This window comes from Subsaxibacter sp. CAU 1640 (assembly GCF_023156585.1).
In the GTDB taxonomy this organism is placed as follows: domain Bacteria; phylum Bacteroidota; class Bacteroidia; order Flavobacteriales; family Flavobacteriaceae; genus JBPOFM01.
The window spans coordinates 119,489-134,794 of record NZ_JALNMI010000006.1 but is presented as its reverse complement, the minus strand read 5'-3'; the positions used below and the strand labels follow the sequence as shown (position 1 = coordinate 134,794).

Sequence of the window (15,306 nt, the reverse complement as noted above, 5' to 3'; positions counted from 1 at the left end):
TTTAGTAAACGTAACACAATAATTCGCCACCAACATTCTCTTTGTGAGCTTGCTTTCCTGTCATAACACCGTGAGATGTAGACACGATTGCAATACCAAGTCCATTAAGGATTCTTGGCATTTCGCTAGCGCTTGCATATTTACGCAAACCTGGTTTACTTAATCTTTGAATTTTTCTGATGACAGGCTCTTTTGTTTCCTTATTGTACTTAAGAGCTATTTTGATAGTTCCTTGTACTGTTGAATCATCAAATTTGTAACTTAAAATATATCCTTGATCGAATAATATTTTAGTGATTTCTTTTTTTAGATTAGATGCAGGAATTTCAACCACTCTGTGGTTTGCCTTTACTGCATTTCTAACTCTCGTTAGATAATCTGCAATTGGATCTGTATTCATTTATAAAAATTTGCGGACGTGGTTTTTGGTTCTTTCCCAAACCTTCATCCAGTTAAACTCGATTTAAATTTTTACCAAGAAGCTTTTCTTACTCCTGGTATCAATCCTTGATTTGCCATTTCACGCAACAAAACACGAGAGATTCCGAAGGTACGTACGTAACCTCTAGGTCTTCCTGTTAATTTGCAACGATTGTGTAAACGTACAGGTGATGCATTTCTCGGTAATTTTTGTAATGCTTCATAATCACCAGCTTCTTTCAAAGCTTTGCGTTTTGCAGCATACTTATCTACCATTTTTTGTCTTTTCACCTCACGGGCTTTCATTGATTCTTTAGCCATATCTTAATTCTTTTGAAAAGGTAATCCTAATTCTGTTAATAACGATTTTGCTTCTTTATCTGTTTCAGCAGATGTTACAAATGAAATATCCATTCCGGAAATGCTATTAACTTTATCGATATCAATTTCTGGGAAAATGATTTGCTCGGTAACACCTAAAGTGTAGTTACCTCTACCATCAAAACCAGTTGCTTTGATTCCGTTAAAATCTCTTACTCGCGGCAATGCAGATGTAACCAAACGGTCCAAAAATTCATACATTCTCTCACCTCTTAAGGTTACACGAGCTCCAATAGGCATACCTTTACGTAATTTGAACGTTGCGATATCTTTTTTGGAAACTGTAGCAACTGCTTTTTGACCAGAAATTTTGGTCAATTCTTCAACTGCGTGGTCTACCAATTTTTTATCAGCAACTGCAGCACCTACACCTTTAGAAATTACTATTTTCTTAAGTTTAGGAACTTGCATTACGTTATTGTACCCGAATTCTTCTGTAAGAGCAGACACTACTTTGTCTTTGTACTCTTGTTTTAATCTTGGAGTGTAAGCCATAACTAAATTACTTCATTTGATTTTTTGGAAAATCTCACTTTTTTATCGCCTTCCATTCTGTAACCAACTCTTGTTGTTTCACCTTTTTTTGTCAAAAGTGAAAGGTTAGAAACATGAATAGCTGCTTCTTTTTCTACAATACCTCCTTGAGGGTTTTGTGCACTGGGTTTTGTATGTTTCTTAACCATGTTCACACCTTCAACGATTGCTTTGTTCTTATCTTTCAAGATCTTTACAACTTTGCCTTCAGAACCTTTGTGGTCACCAGCAATAACTTGTACAGTATCTCCTGATTTAATTTTAAACTTTGTCATCTTATTAGTCATTAAAGCACTTCAGGTGCCAATGATACAATTTTCATGAATTGTTTATCACGAAGTTCTCTTGCAACAGGTCCGAAAACACGAGTACCTCTCATTTCACCTTGTGGGTTTAAAAGGACACAAGCGTTATCATCAAAACGGATATAAGAACCGTCTGGACGTCTAACCTCTTTTACAGTACGTACAACAACAGCTGTAGAAACAGCTCCTTTTTTAACGTTACCGTTAGGTGTTGCATCTTTTACTGACACAACGATCTTGTCACCTACAGAAGCATATCTTCTGTTGGTTCCGCCTAACACACGGATGGTCAAAACTTCTTTTGCTCCTGTGTTATCAGCTACCTTTAATCTTGATTCTTGTTGTAACATAATTACTTCGCTCTTTCAATTATTTCTACTAATCTCCAACATTTGGACTTACTCAAAGGTCTTGTTTCCATGATCTTTACAGTATCACCAATATTACAGTCGTTTGTTTCGTCGTGTGCAACGTATTTCTTCGTTTTTAACACGAATTTTCCATACATAGGGTGTTTTACTTTCTTAACTTCAGAAACCACGATTGATTTCATCATTTTGTTACTTGTAACAACTCCTATACGTTCTTTTCTTAAATTTCTTTTTTCCATCTTTCAGCGGAATACAAATTATTGTACTTCTCTTTTGGTTAATTCGGTTGCCAATCTAGCTACGTTACGTCTTACTGTGCGTAATTGGATTGGGTTTTCTAAAGGAGAAATTGCATGAGCCAATTTAAGGTCAGCATAATTCTTTTTAGTCTCTCCCAATTTTTCTTGCAATTCAGCTGTAGAAAGCTGTGTAATTTCTGCTTGCTTCATAATATCTAAATATTAAGCTTCGTAGTCTCTTGCTACGAGGAATTTTGTTTTAACTGGTAATTTTTGTGCTGCTAGACGCAATGCTTCTTTAGCAACTTCTAAAGGCACACCACCAACTTCAAACATAACTCTACCAGGTTTAACTACCGCTACCCAATACTCCACTGCACCTTTTCCTTTACCCATACGTACTTCAAGAGGTTTCTTTGTGATAGGCTTGTCTGGAAATATTTTGATCCATAACTGACCTTCTCTTTTCATATAACGGGTTGCGGCGATACGTGCTGCTTCGATTTGACGAGATGTTATAAACATTCCTGTTTCGTGTACCGATTTGATACCGAACATTCCATTAGAAAGGGTGTGGCCTCTTTCGGCATTTCCTTTCATGCGGCCTTTCTGCTGCTTGCGGAATTTTGTCTTTTTAGGTTGTAACATTTTTCTTTGTCTTTAAAAATTACTTTCTGCGACGAGCTTTGTTGTTGCCACCGCGTTTTGGTGAATCAGAATTTTTACCTCCTTGTTTTTTGGACAAGCCAACCAAAGGAGACAATTCTCTTTTACCATAAACCTCGCCTTTCATGATCCATACTTTGACACCCAATCTACCGTAAGTAGTGTGTGCCTCAACCAAAGCATAGTCAATGTCGGCTCTAAATGTTGATAATGGAATACGTCCTTCTTTGTAGTGCTCGTTACGTGCCATCTCTGCACCATTTAAACGACCACTGATTTGAACCTTGATACCTTCAGCATTCATACGCATTGTTGCAGCAATTGCCATTTTTATGGCTCTTCTGTAAGAAATACGATTCTCAATTTGACGAGCAATGCTAGACGCAACTAAAAATGCATCTAATTCTGGTCTCTTGATTTCGAAGATATTCAATTGAACTTCCTTATCAGTAATTTTCTTAAGCTCTTCTTTCAACTTGTCTACCTCTTGACCACCTTTCCCGATAATGATACCAGGTCTAGCAGTAGTGATAGTAACGGTTACAAGTTTAAGCGTACGCTCAATAATTACTCTAGACACACTAGCTTTTGATAGACGAGCGTGAACGTATTTTCTAATCTTGTCGTCTTCGGCAAGTTTATCACCATAATCATTTCCGCCATACCAGTTAGATTCCCATCCTCTGATAATTCCTAAACGATTTCCGATTGGATTTGTCTTTTGTCCCATATCTCTATTTAAGCTTGTGTGTTATTTTTAGCACCAATCACAACTGTTACGTGATTGGAACGTTTTCTAATTCTGTGTGCACGACCTTGTGGTGCTGGACGCAATCTTTTCAACATTGCTCCACCATCAACTCTGATCTCTTGAACGAATAAACCTGCATCCTCTACGTTTGCGCCTTCGTTTTTAGCTTCCCAGTTTGCAATGGCTGACAACACTAATTTCTCTAAACGACGAGATGCTTCCTTTTGGCTAAACTTAAGTATGTTAAGAGCCATTTCAGCTTCTTGACCTCTTACCAAGTCAGCTACCAAACGCATCTTTCTTGGTGAGGTAGGACAATTATTAAGTTTTGCAAAAGCGATGTGCTTTTTCTCTTCCTTAATAGCGTCTGCCATTTGTTTTTTACGACTTCCCATAGCTCTACTTATTTTTTACCTTTGTTTTTAGCACCAGCGTGACCTCTAAAAGATCGTGTCGGTGAAAATTCTCCTAACTTATGACCTACCATGTTTTCAGTCACATAAACTGGAACAAATTGACGACCATTGTGTACTGCAATTGTTTGTCCAACAAAATCTGGAGAAATCATTGAGGCTCTAGACCACGTTTTGATAACTGTTTTCTTGTTAGAAGCTACATTTTCAGCAACTTTTTTGTCTAATTTATAATGGATGTAAGGTCCTTTTTTTAATGAACGTGCCATATTATCTCAATTATTTCTTTCTACGTTCTACAATATACTTATTACTAGCTTTGGTTTTAGTACGTGTTCTATAACCTTTAGCTGGAATACCTTTTCTAGATCTTGGATGACCACCAGAAGCACGTCCTTCACCACCACCCATTGGGTGATCGACAGGGTTCATAACTACTGGTCTAGTGCGAGGTCTTCTACCTAACCATCTTGTTCTACCTGCTTTACCAGATACTATCAATTGGTGGTCAGAGTTAGAAACAACTCCTATAGTAGCCATACAATCTACCAAAATCAAACGTGTTTCACCTGATGGTAATTTTACAGTAGCAAACTTACCATCTCTTGCCATCAATTGCGCAAATGCACCAGCACTTCTAGCCATGATTGCTCCTTGACCAGGACGCAACTCGATACAAGAAATAATTGTACCTAATGGAACTTGACTCAAAGGCATAGCATTACCAATTTCTGGTGTTGCTCCTTCTCCAGAAACCACATTTTGTCCCACTTGCAATCCGTTTTGGGCAATGATGTAACGCTTCTCACCATCTTGATAGTTTAGTAAAGCGATAAATGCTGTTCTGTTTGGATCGTATTCGATTGAAGCAACTTCCGCTGGAATTCCAGTTTTGTTACGTTTGAAATCGATAATACGATATTTTCTCTTGTGACCACCACCAATGTAGCGCATGGTCATTTTTCCTTGACTGTTTCTACCACCAGACTTTTTGTTCGGAGCTAATAAACTTTTCTCCGGCTTATCAGTAGTAATGGCGTCAAACCCATTTACTACTCTAAAACGCTGTGCTGATGTGATCGGCTTTAATTTTCTTACTGACATTTTTGTCTAATTACATGTTAGTGTATAAATCAATAGATTCACCTTCCGCCAGTTGTACCATCGCCTTTTTAACAGCATTGGTTTTACCATGTTGAATACCCGTTTTTGTGTAACGAGATTTTCTATCTGGACGGACATTTATAGTACGAACTTTTTCAACAGAAACACCATAAGCAGCTTCAACTGCTTTTTTGATTTCTACCTTGTTCGCCTTTGTGTTCACTTCGAAGCTATAACAGTTGTTCAACTCGCTATTAGCTGTCGCTTTTTCAGTGATGATAGGTTTAATTAAGATACTCATGGTTTCCTTATTTACTTAAATTCGATTCAATTCCTTCTAAAGAACTCTCTAAAAGAACTAATTTGTTTGCATTTAAAATTTTGTAAGTATTTAATTCTGAATTTGTTACGACTTCAGAACCCACAAAATTACGGGAAGACAAATATACATTTTTATTTGAAGCACCCAACACAAACAAAGATTTTTTATCCTCTATACCCAATGCCTTCAATACATTAGTAAAGTTTTTTGTCTTTGGAGTGTCAAAATTGAAGTCTTCCATAACTACGATAGACTCGTCATTGGCCTTCATTGTCAACGCTGACTTACGAGCCAAACGCTTCAAGTTTTTGTTCAATTTGAAACTGTAATCTTTAGGTCTTGGTCCGAACATGCGTCCTCCACCTTTGAAAACACCAGACTTGATACTACCAGCACGGGCTGTACCAGTACCTTTTTGCTTTTTGATCTTACGAGTACTACCAGCAATCTCACTTCTTTCTTTAGACTTGTGAGTTCCCTGTCTTTGGTTTGCCAAATATTGTTTAACATCCAAATAGACAGCATGGTTGTTAGGCTCTATAGCGAACACATCTTTAGAAAGTTCAACCTTTCTACCTGTGTCTTTTCCGTTTATATCTACAACTGCTACTTTCATTATTTCTCAATGATTACATAAGAGTTTTTGTGACCAGGAACACATCCTTTAACCACTAGCAAGTTCTTTTCAGGAACCACTTTGTAAACTCTTAAATTTTCAACTTTCACTCTTTCGCCACCCATTCTTCCGGCCATTTTCATTCCTTTGAATACTCTCGCAGGATATGAAGCTGCACCGACAGAACCAGGAGCTCTTAAACGATTGTGTTGACCATGTGTTGATTGACCAACTCCACCAAAACCATGACGTTTTACAACACCTTGGAATCCTTTACCTTTAGAAATACCAGCAATATCAACAAATTCACCTTCGATGAAATGTTCTACTGTGATGGCATCACCTAATTTGTAATTTGCTTCAAATCCTTGGAATTCTGCGACTTTAGTTTTGACAGTCGTACCAGCTTTCTTTGCATGACCTGCTTCAGCTTTGTTGGTGCTTTTGTCTCTCTTGTCATCGAAACCAAGTTGAAGAGCACTATACCCGTCAACCTCTTCGGTTCTGACTTGGGTAACGATACATGGACCTGCTTCAATAACGGTACAAGGAATGTTTTTTCCGTTCTCGTCATAAATGCTGGTCATACCGATTTTTTTTCCAATTAACCCAGACATATTTATTAATTATTAATTATTACTATTCTATTTATTAAAATTCAAGGCTGAAAAATACGTTTCAGCCTCGAATTGTATTTTTACCGTTTTTCCTTCGCTCGCAGCTCGGGACATGTAATTTCCTTTTTACAGGAATAAGTGATTACACTTTAATCTCTACTTCTACACCACTTGGCAATTCAAGCTTCATCAAAGCATCAATAGTTTTTGATGAAGAGCTGTAGATGTCAAGAAGTCTTTTGTAAGAACTTAATTGAAACTGCTCTCTAGCTTTCTTGTTTACGTGTGGAGAACGTAGTACAGTGAAAATCTTTTTATTGGTAGGTAAAGGAATTGGGCCAGTCACAACTGCTCCAGTACTTTTTACCGTTTTAACAATCTTATCAGCAGATTTATCTACCAAATTGTGATCGTATGATTTTAATTTTATTCTGATTTTTTGACTCATTTTCTTAAAATTTAAGCTTCAACGCCTTTAGCAGCCTTAATAACTTCTTCAGATATGTTAGAAGGAGTTTCTGCGTAATGTGAAAATTCCATAGTTGATGTTGCTCTACCTGAAGAAAGTGTACGTAACGAAGTTACATATCCAAACATTTCAGATAATGGCACATGTGCCTTTACAACTTTTGAACCTGCTCTGTCACCCATGTCATTTACTTGACCACGACGACGGTTAAGGTCACCTACAATATCTCCCATGTTTTCTTCAGGAGTTAACACTTCTAATTTCATGATTGGCTCCATGATTACAGCTTTTGCAGCTTTTGCAGCAGCTTTAAATCCAAGCTTTGCAGCCAATTCGAATGATAATTGATCAGAATCCACATCGTGGTAAGACCCATCAGTCAAAGTTACTTTCATGGCATCAACCTCATATCCTGCTAAAGGACCGTTAACCATTGCCATTTTGAAACCTTTCTCGATTGAAGGGATAAATTCTTTTGGAACGTTACCACCTTTTATTTCAGAAACAAACTCTAAACCAGTCTTTCCTTCTTCAGCAGGCTCCAAAGTAAATACAATGTCAGCAAATTTACCACGACCACCAGATTGTTTCTTGTAAACTTCTCTGTGTTGAGCCGATCTTGTAATAGCTTCTTTGTACTCCACTTGTGGCTGACCTTGGTTTACTTCAACTTTGAACTCACGACGCAAACGGTCAACGATAATGTCCAAGTGAAGTTCACCCATACCAGAAATAATCGTTTGTCCAGAAGCCTCATCAGTTCTAACTGTGAATGTAGGATCTTCTTCAGCCAATTTAGCCAAAGACATACCCAATTTATCAACGTCAGCTTTTGTTTTAGGCTCTACAGCAATACCAATTACTGGATCTGGGAAGTTCATACTTTCCAATACGATAGGGCTTTTTTCAGCCGACAATGTATCACCAGTTTTAATATCTTTAAATCCAACCGCAGCTCCAATATCACCAGCCTCGATAAAATCAATAGCATTTTGCTTGTTAGCGTGCATTTGGTAGATACGAGAGATACGCTCTTTGTTACCTGAACGATTGTTCAACACATAAGAACCAGCATCTAAACGACCAGAATATGCACGGAAGAAAGCCAAACGACCAACATAAGGGTCTGTAGCAATCTTAAATGCCAATGCTGAAAATGGCTCGCTTACTGAAGGTTTTCTCTTCTCTTCTAATTCAGTATCAGGATTGATACCTACAATCGCCTCTTTATCCAAAGGTGAAGGCAAGTAACGACATACTGCATCTAACAAGAACTGCACACCTTTATTTTTGAAAGAAGAACCACATATCATAGGAATGATAGCCATATCCATAACAGCCGCTCTTAATGCAGCATGAATTTCCTCTTCCGTAATTGAATCTTCATCTTCCATGAATTTTTCAAGAAGACTTTCATCGTATGTTGCAACTTCTTCAATTAACTTGGCTCTATATTCTTTAGCCTCAGCCTTCAAATCATCTGGAATCTCAATGACATCAAATGTAGCTCCTAATGTATCTTCGTGCCAAACAATAGCTCTATTTTTAACCAAATCAACAACGCCTTTAAAATCAGCTTCATCTCCGATAGGCAAAACAATAGGCACTGCGTTAGAGCCTAACATTTCTTTTACCTGCTTGTTAACCTCCATGAAGTTAGCACCTTGACGGTCCATTTTGTTAACAAAACCAATTCTCGGTACTTTATAGTTATCAGCTAATCTCCAGTTTGTTTCAGATTGAGGTTCAACACCATCCACAGCACTAAACAAGAAAACCAATCCATCCAATACACGAAGAGAGCGGTTTACTTCAACCGTAAAGTCAACGTGACCAGGAGTATCGATAATGTTAAAGTGATATGATTGTGAATCTGGAGTTGGTTCGCCGTTCAAACGAGGGAAAACCCAAGTACAAGTAGTAGCAGCCGATGTAATGGTGATACCTCTTTCTTGTTCTTGCTCCATCCAGTCCATAGTTGCTGCACCATCATGAACCTCACCAATTTTGTGAGATACACCAGTGTAGAACAATATACGCTCTGTAGTGGTTGTTTTTCCTGCATCAATATGAGCAGCAATACCTATATTTCTTGTAAATTTTAAATCTCTTGCCATCTTAAATTAAAATCTAAAGTGTGAGAATGCTTTATTAGCTTCTGCCATTTTGTGAGTATCCATACGCTTTTTAACTGCCGCACCTTCTTCTTTAGCCGCAGCCAAGATTTCAGCAGCAAGTTTTGCCGGCATAGATTTTTCATTTCTTTTACGCGAGTAGCTAATCAGCCATTTCATAGCTGTAGATACTTTACGGTCTGGACGAATTTGCATAGGGATTTGAAAAGTTGCCCCACCTACTCTACGGCTACGTACTTCTACGTGAGGCATAACATTAGACAATGCATCTTTCCATGTTTCCAAAGCTGTTTTTTCGTCATCAGTTTTCTTTGCTTCTACAATATCAATTGCATCATAGAATACTTTGAACGCTACTGACTTTTTACCATCCCACATCATCATGTTAACGAAACGAGTCACTAACTGATCGTTAAAACGTGGATCTGGCAAAAGCGGTCTTTTTTTCGCTGCTCTTTTTCTCATGTCTTCTTCTTAAAGTTTTTTAATTACTTTTTAGGGCGTTTTGCACCATATTTAGATCTACGTTGTGTTCTACCTGCAACACCTGCTGTGTCCAAAGCACCACGAACGATGTGATATCTAACTCCTGGCAAATCTTTTACCCTTCCACCTCTAACCAATACTATCGAGTGCTCTTGTAGATTGTGGCCCTCACCTGGGATGTAAGCGTTAACCTCGTTACCATTTGTTAACCTTACCCTTGCAACTTTACGCATTGCAGAGTTAGGTTTTTTAGGTGTAGTGGTGTAAACACGCGTACAAACCCCACGTCTTTGAGGACAAGAATCTAAAGCAGCCGATTTACTCTTCTTGGTTATTTTGGCTCTTCCTGTTCTTACTAATTGTGAAATTGTTGGCATATATTACTATATAAATTTATTTAATCCTCTATTTAGAGGGCTGCAAAGGTAGAAATTAATTTCAGTTTTTCAAATGGAAAATGATTAATTTTCAAAAGTTTATTTATTTATTTAACATTGGACATATTTTTGGCATCTAATTTCCGTTAGATTTGAAACTTCAACTGGCTTTATGCTTTTAAAAAGAATCATGTTGTTTGCGTTTTTAGGATTGACATCATTTTTGAAGAGTCAATCACAAACCTTGTATCTCAAAGCTCAAGGTGCAGATGAGAAACAAACACAAACTATAGATTCCCTCTATTACAAAAAATCCTTTTCTGACTTTTCTTCTTTAAATGAAGAAATTCAACTCATAAAAAAAAGACTGATCAATATCGGATACATTGAAACGGATATAGCCGAAGTAAATAAATTGAATGATTCTTCTTATCTAGCACAATTCGACCTTAAACAGCTATACAAGAAAATCCGATTGAATTTAAATGGACATGTAGACAAAAATGTTTTGAGGCTTCTTCAGATAGATACTAATAGAAATTATTTAGAGATTGAAGTAGCCGAATTGGAAAGCACGCTTGAAAAATTAAATTCAGAAATATCAAATCAAGTGGACCCTTTCTCTAGTTTACAATTAACAAACATCAAAAAGCTTGCAGACGGTTCATTACTAGCAGATGTATCGATATCTGAAAAGAAAGCGGCACGCACGATAGATTCTATCATAGTAAAAGGTTATGAAAAATTCCCAAAGGCATTTGTCATAAGATACCTAAAAATCCGTCGCAAGCAACCATTTAACCTTAAAACCATCAAGGACAAGACATCTGATCTAGAAAACCTCCAATTTTCCAATCAAATCAAAGAACCCGAAGTATTATTTACCAAAGATTCTACCTTATTATATATATATATTGAAAAACAAAGAAGCAATTCATTCGATGGCTTTTTAGGTTTTGGAACGAACACTGAAACCAACAAAATTGAATTCAATGGCTATTTGAACCTGAATCTCATCAACAATCTCAATTATGGCGAATCCTTGAGATTGATATATAAAAGTGATGAAAACGAGCAAAAAACATTCGACCTTAAAGCGAATTTACCCTATTTATTTGGCTCGCCCCTTGGTACAGAGTTCGGTTTAAATATTTTTAAAAGGGATTCTTCGTTCGTCACCGTATTTCAAAGTGCAAAGGTTCAATATCAAATAAACCCGAGAAATCTGATTTCTGTGGGAATCGATGCCACCACCTCGACAAGTTTACTTGACAACTCAACAAATTTTGTACAAGATTATAAATCTGTTTTTTACAACACAAACTATCAATATACCAAACGACAAAAATACGACAAGCTTTTTCCAATAAATCTGCAACTAGATATTTCATTTGGTTTTGGTAAAAGGACGGTAGCCGACTTAAATGAGGATCAAACAAAATTTGGATTAGACACCTACAAAATATTCAACTTAAATAATAAAAACAGCATCTATATGAGGCTTGCGGGAGCAATAATAAATTCCGACAGCTATTTTGAAAATGAATTATACAGATTTGGTGGAATCAACTCAATTCGAGGGTTCGAAGAAAATAGTCTTGCAGCAAACCTTTTCTCTGTATTAAATACCGAATATAGGTATAGGGTTAATAATTCTTTGTATGTCCACTCTATTTTGGATGCATCGTATTTTGAAAATCAAACTTTTGATGTCAAGGAAAAATTATTTGGATTTGGATTTGGATTTGGTCTCATTAACAAAGCAGGGCTTTTTAGATTTAACTATTCTAATGGAAAGACACAAAATCAATCTTTTAAACTTTCAGATTCAAAGATACATTTAAGTCTTACAGCCACCTTTTAGAATAAAAAATCACAAGTTTTTGAAATTTTAAGCAAATATTATTGTTTTATTAACTTTTTATTATGAATTTTGAAGCAGGCTAATTCAAATTAATTTAAATATGAAAACAAAGTTTAGTGGAATTTTAACGCTATTGCTAGCGTTTGTTGTGCAATTAACTTTTGCACAAGAAAAAATGATTTCAGGAACAGTGTCGGATGAATCCGGCTTACCTCTCCCTGGAGTCAACATTTTAGTTAAAGGAACAACAACAGGAACACAGACTGATTTTGATGGTAAATATTCCATCAGTGCGAAGTCTGGTGATGTATTATCTTTTAGCTATTTAGGTCTAAAATCCAAGGAAGTAACAGTCGGAGCTTCCAACACTGTCAATGTGACTATGGAAGAAGACACTGCGGTACTGGATGAGGTTGTAGTAACAGCTTTCGGTATTAAAAGAGAAAAAAGAGAAACAACCTATCAAACCCAACAAGTTGATGAAGAACTCCTGAATCAAGCGCAATCAACTAGAGCTGCAAGTGCTCTTGCAGGAAAGGTTGCTGGTTTGCAAATTAACGTCCAAAGCAATGGTGTCAATCCAAATACGCAAATAATCTTACGTGGTTTAAGATCCATTGGCCAGTCAAATGAGGCTTTAGTCGTAATTGATGGTTCTATCGCAAACATTGGCGCTTTTGATGATTTAAATCCAAATGACATTGAAAGCTTAAACGTTCTTAAGGGTGCAACTGCCGCTGCCATTTATGGTTCCGATGCGGCTAATGGTGCATTAATCGTTACAACTAAAAAAGGTAAATATGGTGAAGCCATCACAGTAGGTGTGAACACAACACTTACTTTTGAGGATGTTGCTTACATGCCAGATTTTCAAACTGAATATGGAACTGGTTGGCAAGGTGCTTATGACCCAATCGAAAACACCAACTGGGGTCCTCGATTTGATGGAACTATTAGACAGGTTGGTCCAACTTTTGCCGATGGCACTTTCCAAACTTTACCATATTCTCCTGTCAAAGATAATGCTCGTGATTTCTTCGAAAAAGGTTTGACTACTCAAAACACAGTTTATTTTAGTGGTGGTAACGATACAGGAAGTCTATACCTGTCATTTGGTAACCAAGATACAGATGGTATCATACCAAGTGATAAATATAAGCGTACTACCTTAAAAGCGAATGCGACTCAAAAATTAGGTAAGGTGGAACTTGCTTTGAATTCTTCTTTCTTTAGAGACGAAACTAATACCGTGGGGAACACTTTAGGTTCTCAAGACAGGACTTTATATTGGTTTATCCTTAACCAATCAGCCAATATTCCAATCTCAAGATATAAAGATTGGAGAAATGACTTATACTCTTCTCCTGATGGATATTACAATGGATACTATCAAAATCCATATTATATGGTAGATACAAGTAGAGATACTGATAAGACAAACCGTTTGACAGGAAACTTTAGTGCATCATGGGATGTATTGGATTGGTTGAATCTTACCGGAAGAATTGGGGGTAACTTTTTCGCAGGAACTGGTAAAGAATGGCGTGATGCCCAAACCTTTACAGATGAATACACTAGACCTTCCCCTAATACATCTTTTGTTAGAGATAGTGAATTTCAACGAACTGATTACACGTTTGACTTTTTAGCAAATGCAAACTTTAACATACTTCAGGATTTAACATTAAAGACAGTATTGGGTGCAAGTTCAAGAACTTTCCAATATCATGAAAGTAGAGTACAAGGGGATAACTTGTCTGTACCTGGATTATATGACCTTTCTAACGCACAATCAATTCAAGGTGGATTTGCTAGTGGAGCTTATGCAAATGATTTAGAGGAAAGACAATATGGTTATTTTGCAGATTTGACATTTGGCTATAAAAATTGGTTATTCTTGAATGCTTCTGGACGCTACGACTTTACATCTACTTTAAGACCAGAAGACAATAGCTACTTCTATCCTGCAATTGGTTTATCGGCGGTTTTAACAGATGCGTTTCCAGGCATAAAAAATAATGTTCTTAATTACGCAAAAGTTACCGTTAGTAACTCAACAGTTTATAATGATTTAGGAGCTGAAGACATTATAGAATCATTTACCGCGCCTTTAGGATTTCCTTTTGAAAATACCAGCGGTTTTGGATTGCAAAATGGATTCATTGATGCTAACATTAAAAAGGAAAAGATTAACACTACAGAGTTTGGTTTGAATTTAAGTTTCTTCAGTAACCGTTTAACTTTAGATGCTGCATATTATAAAACCATAACAACAGATAACATTGTAGCAACAACCACTCCGAATTCTTCTGGCGGTAATAGTTATTTAACAAACATTGGTGAACTAGAAGGTGATGGTCTAGAGTTGAGTTTAGGTGCTACAATTCTTAAATCTGAAGATTTCTCTTGGGATATGACCATCAACTACTCTTCAAGCAAAACTGTTGTAAACAAAATCACAGATGATTTAACAGAAGTTGCATTATCTACGTCTGGAGAATTTGGTGTTTACGCAGTTGTTGGACAAGAATTTCCAACTGTGCAAGCATCTGCATATTATAGAGACCCTAACGGTAATGTTGTTATAAATCCTACCACTGGGAATCCTATCAGTACAACTGAACTTTCAGGAGATAATCCTCAAAGTGGTCTGAAAAACCTTGGAACCACTACTCCAGATTATATCATTGGTTTAAGTTCTTCTATAAATTATAAGAACTTCAGATTATCGACTACATTTGATTACAGAACGGGTCATGTTTACTATGCTCAAGGATCTGATGCAATGGAATTTACTGGTCGTTCTCAAGAAAGTGTATCGGCTAACAGACAAGACTTCGTTTGGCCAAACTCTGTTATTGAAACAAGCCCAGGAGTGTTTGAACCAAATACAAATATTCCTGTTACGGACGGTAGACAAGATTTTTGGACAGATGTTTACAATGAAATCAAAGAAAACTACGTAAGAGATGCAACAGCTGTGAAATTAAGAGAGGTAGCTTTGAGCTATAATCTTCCAGCTAAATATTTAGAGCGTACCCCAATTAAAAAATTATCTTTGGGAGTAGTTGGACGTAATCTATTGACTTGGTTACCAAAAGAAAATAGATTTTCAGATCCAGAGTTTAGTAACAATGCTGGACCTGCTGGGAATGCAATTGGTATTGGTGGATATTTTCAAGGACCTCCAACTAGAACCTATGGTCTAAATGTCAATATTGAATTTTAAAAAAAAA

21 protein-coding genes are annotated in these 15,306 nt (G+C 36.8%); 2 read left to right on the top strand and 19 right to left on the bottom strand.

The genetic code is table 11. The features are described from left to right. Window position 1 precedes the first annotated feature (1 nt). The 19 genes from rpsH to rpsL all read right to left on the bottom strand — a co-directional run bounded on the left by rpsH (window position 2) and on the right by rpsL (window position 10,206). On the bottom strand, window positions 2-400 hold the full coding sequence (gene rpsH, locus M0G43_RS15370) for a 30S ribosomal protein S8 (RefSeq protein WP_248027982.1): 399 nt from the start codon (window positions 398-400) through the stop codon (window positions 2-4). A 71-nt stretch (window positions 401-471) separates the two neighbouring features. Then, on the bottom strand, window positions 472-741 hold the full coding sequence (gene rpsN / locus M0G43_RS15365) for a 30S ribosomal protein S14 (RefSeq protein ID WP_248027980.1): 270 nt from the start codon (window positions 739-741) through the stop codon (window positions 472-474). 3 nt (window positions 742-744) lie between these two features. Further along, window positions 745-1,296, bottom strand: coding sequence for a 50S ribosomal protein L5 (rplE, locus tag M0G43_RS15360; RefSeq protein WP_248027978.1), 552 nt, complete (start codon window positions 1,294-1,296; stop codon window positions 745-747). 2 nt (window positions 1,297-1,298) lie between these two features. Continuing rightward, on the bottom strand, window positions 1,299-1,610 hold the full coding sequence (gene rplX, locus M0G43_RS15355) for a 50S ribosomal protein L24 (RefSeq protein ID WP_248027976.1): 312 nt from the start codon (window positions 1,608-1,610) through the stop codon (window positions 1,299-1,301). 11 nt (window positions 1,611-1,621) lie between these two features. Next, the gene (rplN, locus tag M0G43_RS15350) at window positions 1,622-1,990 is read right to left on the bottom strand and encodes a 50S ribosomal protein L14 (protein WP_248027974.1); all 369 of its coding nucleotides are present in this window, start codon (window positions 1,988-1,990) and stop codon (window positions 1,622-1,624) included. 2 nt (window positions 1,991-1,992) lie between these two features. Next, a complete protein-coding gene (gene rpsQ, locus M0G43_RS15345) occupies window positions 1,993-2,250 on the bottom strand; it encodes a 30S ribosomal protein S17 (protein WP_248027972.1) in 258 nt (85 codons plus the stop codon). Between the two features lie 18 nt (window positions 2,251-2,268). Then, the gene (rpmC, locus tag M0G43_RS15340) at window positions 2,269-2,460 is read right to left on the bottom strand and encodes a 50S ribosomal protein L29 (RefSeq protein WP_248027970.1); all 192 of its coding nucleotides are present in this window, start codon (window positions 2,458-2,460) and stop codon (window positions 2,269-2,271) included. A 12-nt stretch (window positions 2,461-2,472) separates the two neighbouring features. Continuing rightward, window positions 2,473-2,898, bottom strand: a complete 426-nt coding sequence (gene rplP / locus M0G43_RS15335) for a 50S ribosomal protein L16 (protein WP_248027967.1) — start codon at window positions 2,896-2,898, stop codon at window positions 2,473-2,475. Window positions 2,899-2,917: 19 nt separating this feature from the next. Then, window positions 2,918-3,646: a 30S ribosomal protein S3 gene (gene rpsC / locus M0G43_RS15330; RefSeq protein WP_248027965.1), complete on the bottom strand. Its 729-nt coding sequence runs from the start codon at window positions 3,644-3,646 to the stop codon at window positions 2,918-2,920. Window positions 3,647-3,654: 8 nt separating this feature from the next. Further along, window positions 3,655-4,062, bottom strand: a complete 408-nt coding sequence (rplV, locus tag M0G43_RS15325; protein WP_248027963.1) for a 50S ribosomal protein L22 — start codon at window positions 4,060-4,062, stop codon at window positions 3,655-3,657. A gap of 8 nt (window positions 4,063-4,070) precedes the next feature. Then, complete coding sequence (gene rpsS, locus M0G43_RS15320) at window positions 4,071-4,349, bottom strand: 30S ribosomal protein S19 (RefSeq protein WP_248027961.1); 279 nt, start codon at window positions 4,347-4,349, stop codon at window positions 4,071-4,073. A 10-nt stretch (window positions 4,350-4,359) separates the two neighbouring features. Then, the gene (gene rplB / locus M0G43_RS15315) at window positions 4,360-5,184 is read right to left on the bottom strand and encodes a 50S ribosomal protein L2 (protein WP_248027958.1); all 825 of its coding nucleotides are present in this window, start codon (window positions 5,182-5,184) and stop codon (window positions 4,360-4,362) included. A gap of 10 nt (window positions 5,185-5,194) precedes the next feature. Beyond that, window positions 5,195-5,485 carry a 50S ribosomal protein L23 gene (rplW, locus tag M0G43_RS15310; RefSeq protein ID WP_248027956.1) on the bottom strand — a complete coding sequence of 97 codons (291 nt, stop codon included), beginning with the start codon at window positions 5,483-5,485 and terminating at the stop codon, window positions 5,195-5,197. A 7-nt stretch (window positions 5,486-5,492) separates the two neighbouring features. Then, window positions 5,493-6,122, bottom strand: coding sequence for a 50S ribosomal protein L4 (gene rplD / locus M0G43_RS15305; protein ID WP_248027954.1), 630 nt, complete (start codon window positions 6,120-6,122; stop codon window positions 5,493-5,495). Then, entirely contained in the window at window positions 6,122-6,739 is a 618-nt protein-coding gene (gene rplC, locus M0G43_RS15300) for a 50S ribosomal protein L3 (RefSeq protein ID WP_248027952.1), read from the bottom strand. The genes rplD and rplC overlap by 1 nt, the downstream gene beginning before the upstream one ends. A 142-nt stretch (window positions 6,740-6,881) precedes the next feature. After that, on the bottom strand, window positions 6,882-7,187 hold the full coding sequence (gene rpsJ, locus M0G43_RS15295; protein ID WP_111309258.1) for a 30S ribosomal protein S10: 306 nt from the start codon (window positions 7,185-7,187) through the stop codon (window positions 6,882-6,884). Window positions 7,188-7,198: 11 nt separating this feature from the next. Then, complete coding sequence (gene fusA / locus M0G43_RS15290; protein ID WP_248027950.1) at window positions 7,199-9,325, bottom strand: elongation factor G; 2,127 nt, start codon at window positions 9,323-9,325, stop codon at window positions 7,199-7,201. Between the two features lie 6 nt (window positions 9,326-9,331). Beyond that, entirely contained in the window at window positions 9,332-9,808 is a 477-nt protein-coding gene (gene rpsG / locus M0G43_RS15285) for a 30S ribosomal protein S7 (RefSeq protein WP_248027948.1), read from the bottom strand. 23 nt (window positions 9,809-9,831) lie between these two features. Beyond that, the gene (gene rpsL / locus M0G43_RS15280) at window positions 9,832-10,206 is read right to left on the bottom strand and encodes a 30S ribosomal protein S12 (protein ID WP_166967703.1); all 375 of its coding nucleotides are present in this window, start codon (window positions 10,204-10,206) and stop codon (window positions 9,832-9,834) included. A gap of 172 nt (window positions 10,207-10,378) precedes the next feature. Here rpsL and M0G43_RS15275 point away from each other — a divergent pair, with 172 nt between their 5' ends. Both M0G43_RS15275 and M0G43_RS15270 read left to right on the top strand, forming a co-directional pair. Beyond that, complete coding sequence (locus M0G43_RS15275; protein ID WP_248027946.1) at window positions 10,379-12,070, top strand: outer membrane protein assembly factor; 1,692 nt, start codon at window positions 10,379-10,381, stop codon at window positions 12,068-12,070. A 100-nt stretch (window positions 12,071-12,170) separates the two neighbouring features. Continuing rightward, window positions 12,171-15,299: a SusC/RagA family TonB-linked outer membrane protein gene (locus M0G43_RS15270; protein ID WP_248027944.1), complete on the top strand. Its 3,129-nt coding sequence runs from the start codon at window positions 12,171-12,173 to the stop codon at window positions 15,297-15,299. Window positions 15,300-15,306 lie beyond the last annotated feature (7 nt).

What these genes read in the sequence shown, in the direction of transcription:
- rpsH (WP_248027982.1), bottom strand. Translation starts at nt 400, where the DNA reads ATGAATACAGATCCAATTGCAGATTATCTAACGAGAGTTAGAAATGCA.
- rpsN (WP_248027980.1), bottom strand. Translation starts at nt 741, where the DNA reads ATGGCTAAAGAATCAATGAAAGCCCGTGAGGTGAAAAGACAAAAAATG.
- rplE (WP_248027978.1), bottom strand. Translation starts at nt 1,296, where the DNA reads ATGGCTTACACTCCAAGATTAAAACAAGAGTACAAAGACAAAGTAGTG.
- rplX (WP_248027976.1), bottom strand. Translation starts at nt 1,610, where the DNA reads ATGACAAAGTTTAAAATTAAATCAGGAGATACTGTACAAGTTATTGCT.
- rplN (WP_248027974.1), bottom strand. Translation starts at nt 1,990, where the DNA reads ATGTTACAACAAGAATCAAGATTAAAGGTAGCTGATAACACAGGAGCA.
- rpsQ (WP_248027972.1), bottom strand. Translation starts at nt 2,250, where the DNA reads ATGGAAAAAAGAAATTTAAGAAAAGAACGTATAGGAGTTGTTACAAGT.
- rpmC (WP_248027970.1), bottom strand. Translation starts at nt 2,460, where the DNA reads ATGAAGCAAGCAGAAATTACACAGCTTTCTACAGCTGAATTGCAAGAA.
- rplP (WP_248027967.1), bottom strand. Translation starts at nt 2,898, where the DNA reads ATGTTACAACCTAAAAAGACAAAATTCCGCAAGCAGCAGAAAGGCCGC.
- rpsC (WP_248027965.1), bottom strand. Translation starts at nt 3,646, where the DNA reads ATGGGACAAAAGACAAATCCAATCGGAAATCGTTTAGGAATTATCAGA.
- rplV (WP_248027963.1), bottom strand. Translation starts at nt 4,062, where the DNA reads ATGGGAAGTCGTAAAAAACAAATGGCAGACGCTATTAAGGAAGAGAAA.
- rpsS (WP_248027961.1), bottom strand. Translation starts at nt 4,349, where the DNA reads ATGGCACGTTCATTAAAAAAAGGACCTTACATCCATTATAAATTAGAC.
- rplB (WP_248027958.1), bottom strand. Translation starts at nt 5,184, where the DNA reads ATGTCAGTAAGAAAATTAAAGCCGATCACATCAGCACAGCGTTTTAGA.
- rplW (WP_248027956.1), bottom strand. Translation starts at nt 5,485, where the DNA reads ATGAGTATCTTAATTAAACCTATCATCACTGAAAAAGCGACAGCTAAT.
- rplD (WP_248027954.1), bottom strand. Translation starts at nt 6,122, where the DNA reads ATGAAAGTAGCAGTTGTAGATATAAACGGAAAAGACACAGGTAGAAAG.
- rplC (WP_248027952.1), bottom strand. Translation starts at nt 6,739, where the DNA reads ATGTCTGGGTTAATTGGAAAAAAAATCGGTATGACCAGCATTTATGAC.
- rpsJ (WP_111309258.1), bottom strand. Translation starts at nt 7,187, where the DNA reads ATGAGTCAAAAAATCAGAATAAAATTAAAATCATACGATCACAATTTG.
- fusA (WP_248027950.1), bottom strand. Translation starts at nt 9,325, where the DNA reads ATGGCAAGAGATTTAAAATTTACAAGAAATATAGGTATTGCTGCTCAT.
- rpsG (WP_248027948.1), bottom strand. Translation starts at nt 9,808, where the DNA reads ATGAGAAAAAGAGCAGCGAAAAAAAGACCGCTTTTGCCAGATCCACGT.
- rpsL (WP_166967703.1), bottom strand. Translation starts at nt 10,206, where the DNA reads ATGCCAACAATTTCACAATTAGTAAGAACAGGAAGAGCCAAAATAACC.
- M0G43_RS15275 (WP_248027946.1), top strand. Translation starts at nt 10,379, where the DNA reads ATGCTTTTAAAAAGAATCATGTTGTTTGCGTTTTTAGGATTGACATCA.
- M0G43_RS15270 (WP_248027944.1), top strand. Translation starts at nt 12,171, where the DNA reads ATGAAAACAAAGTTTAGTGGAATTTTAACGCTATTGCTAGCGTTTGTT.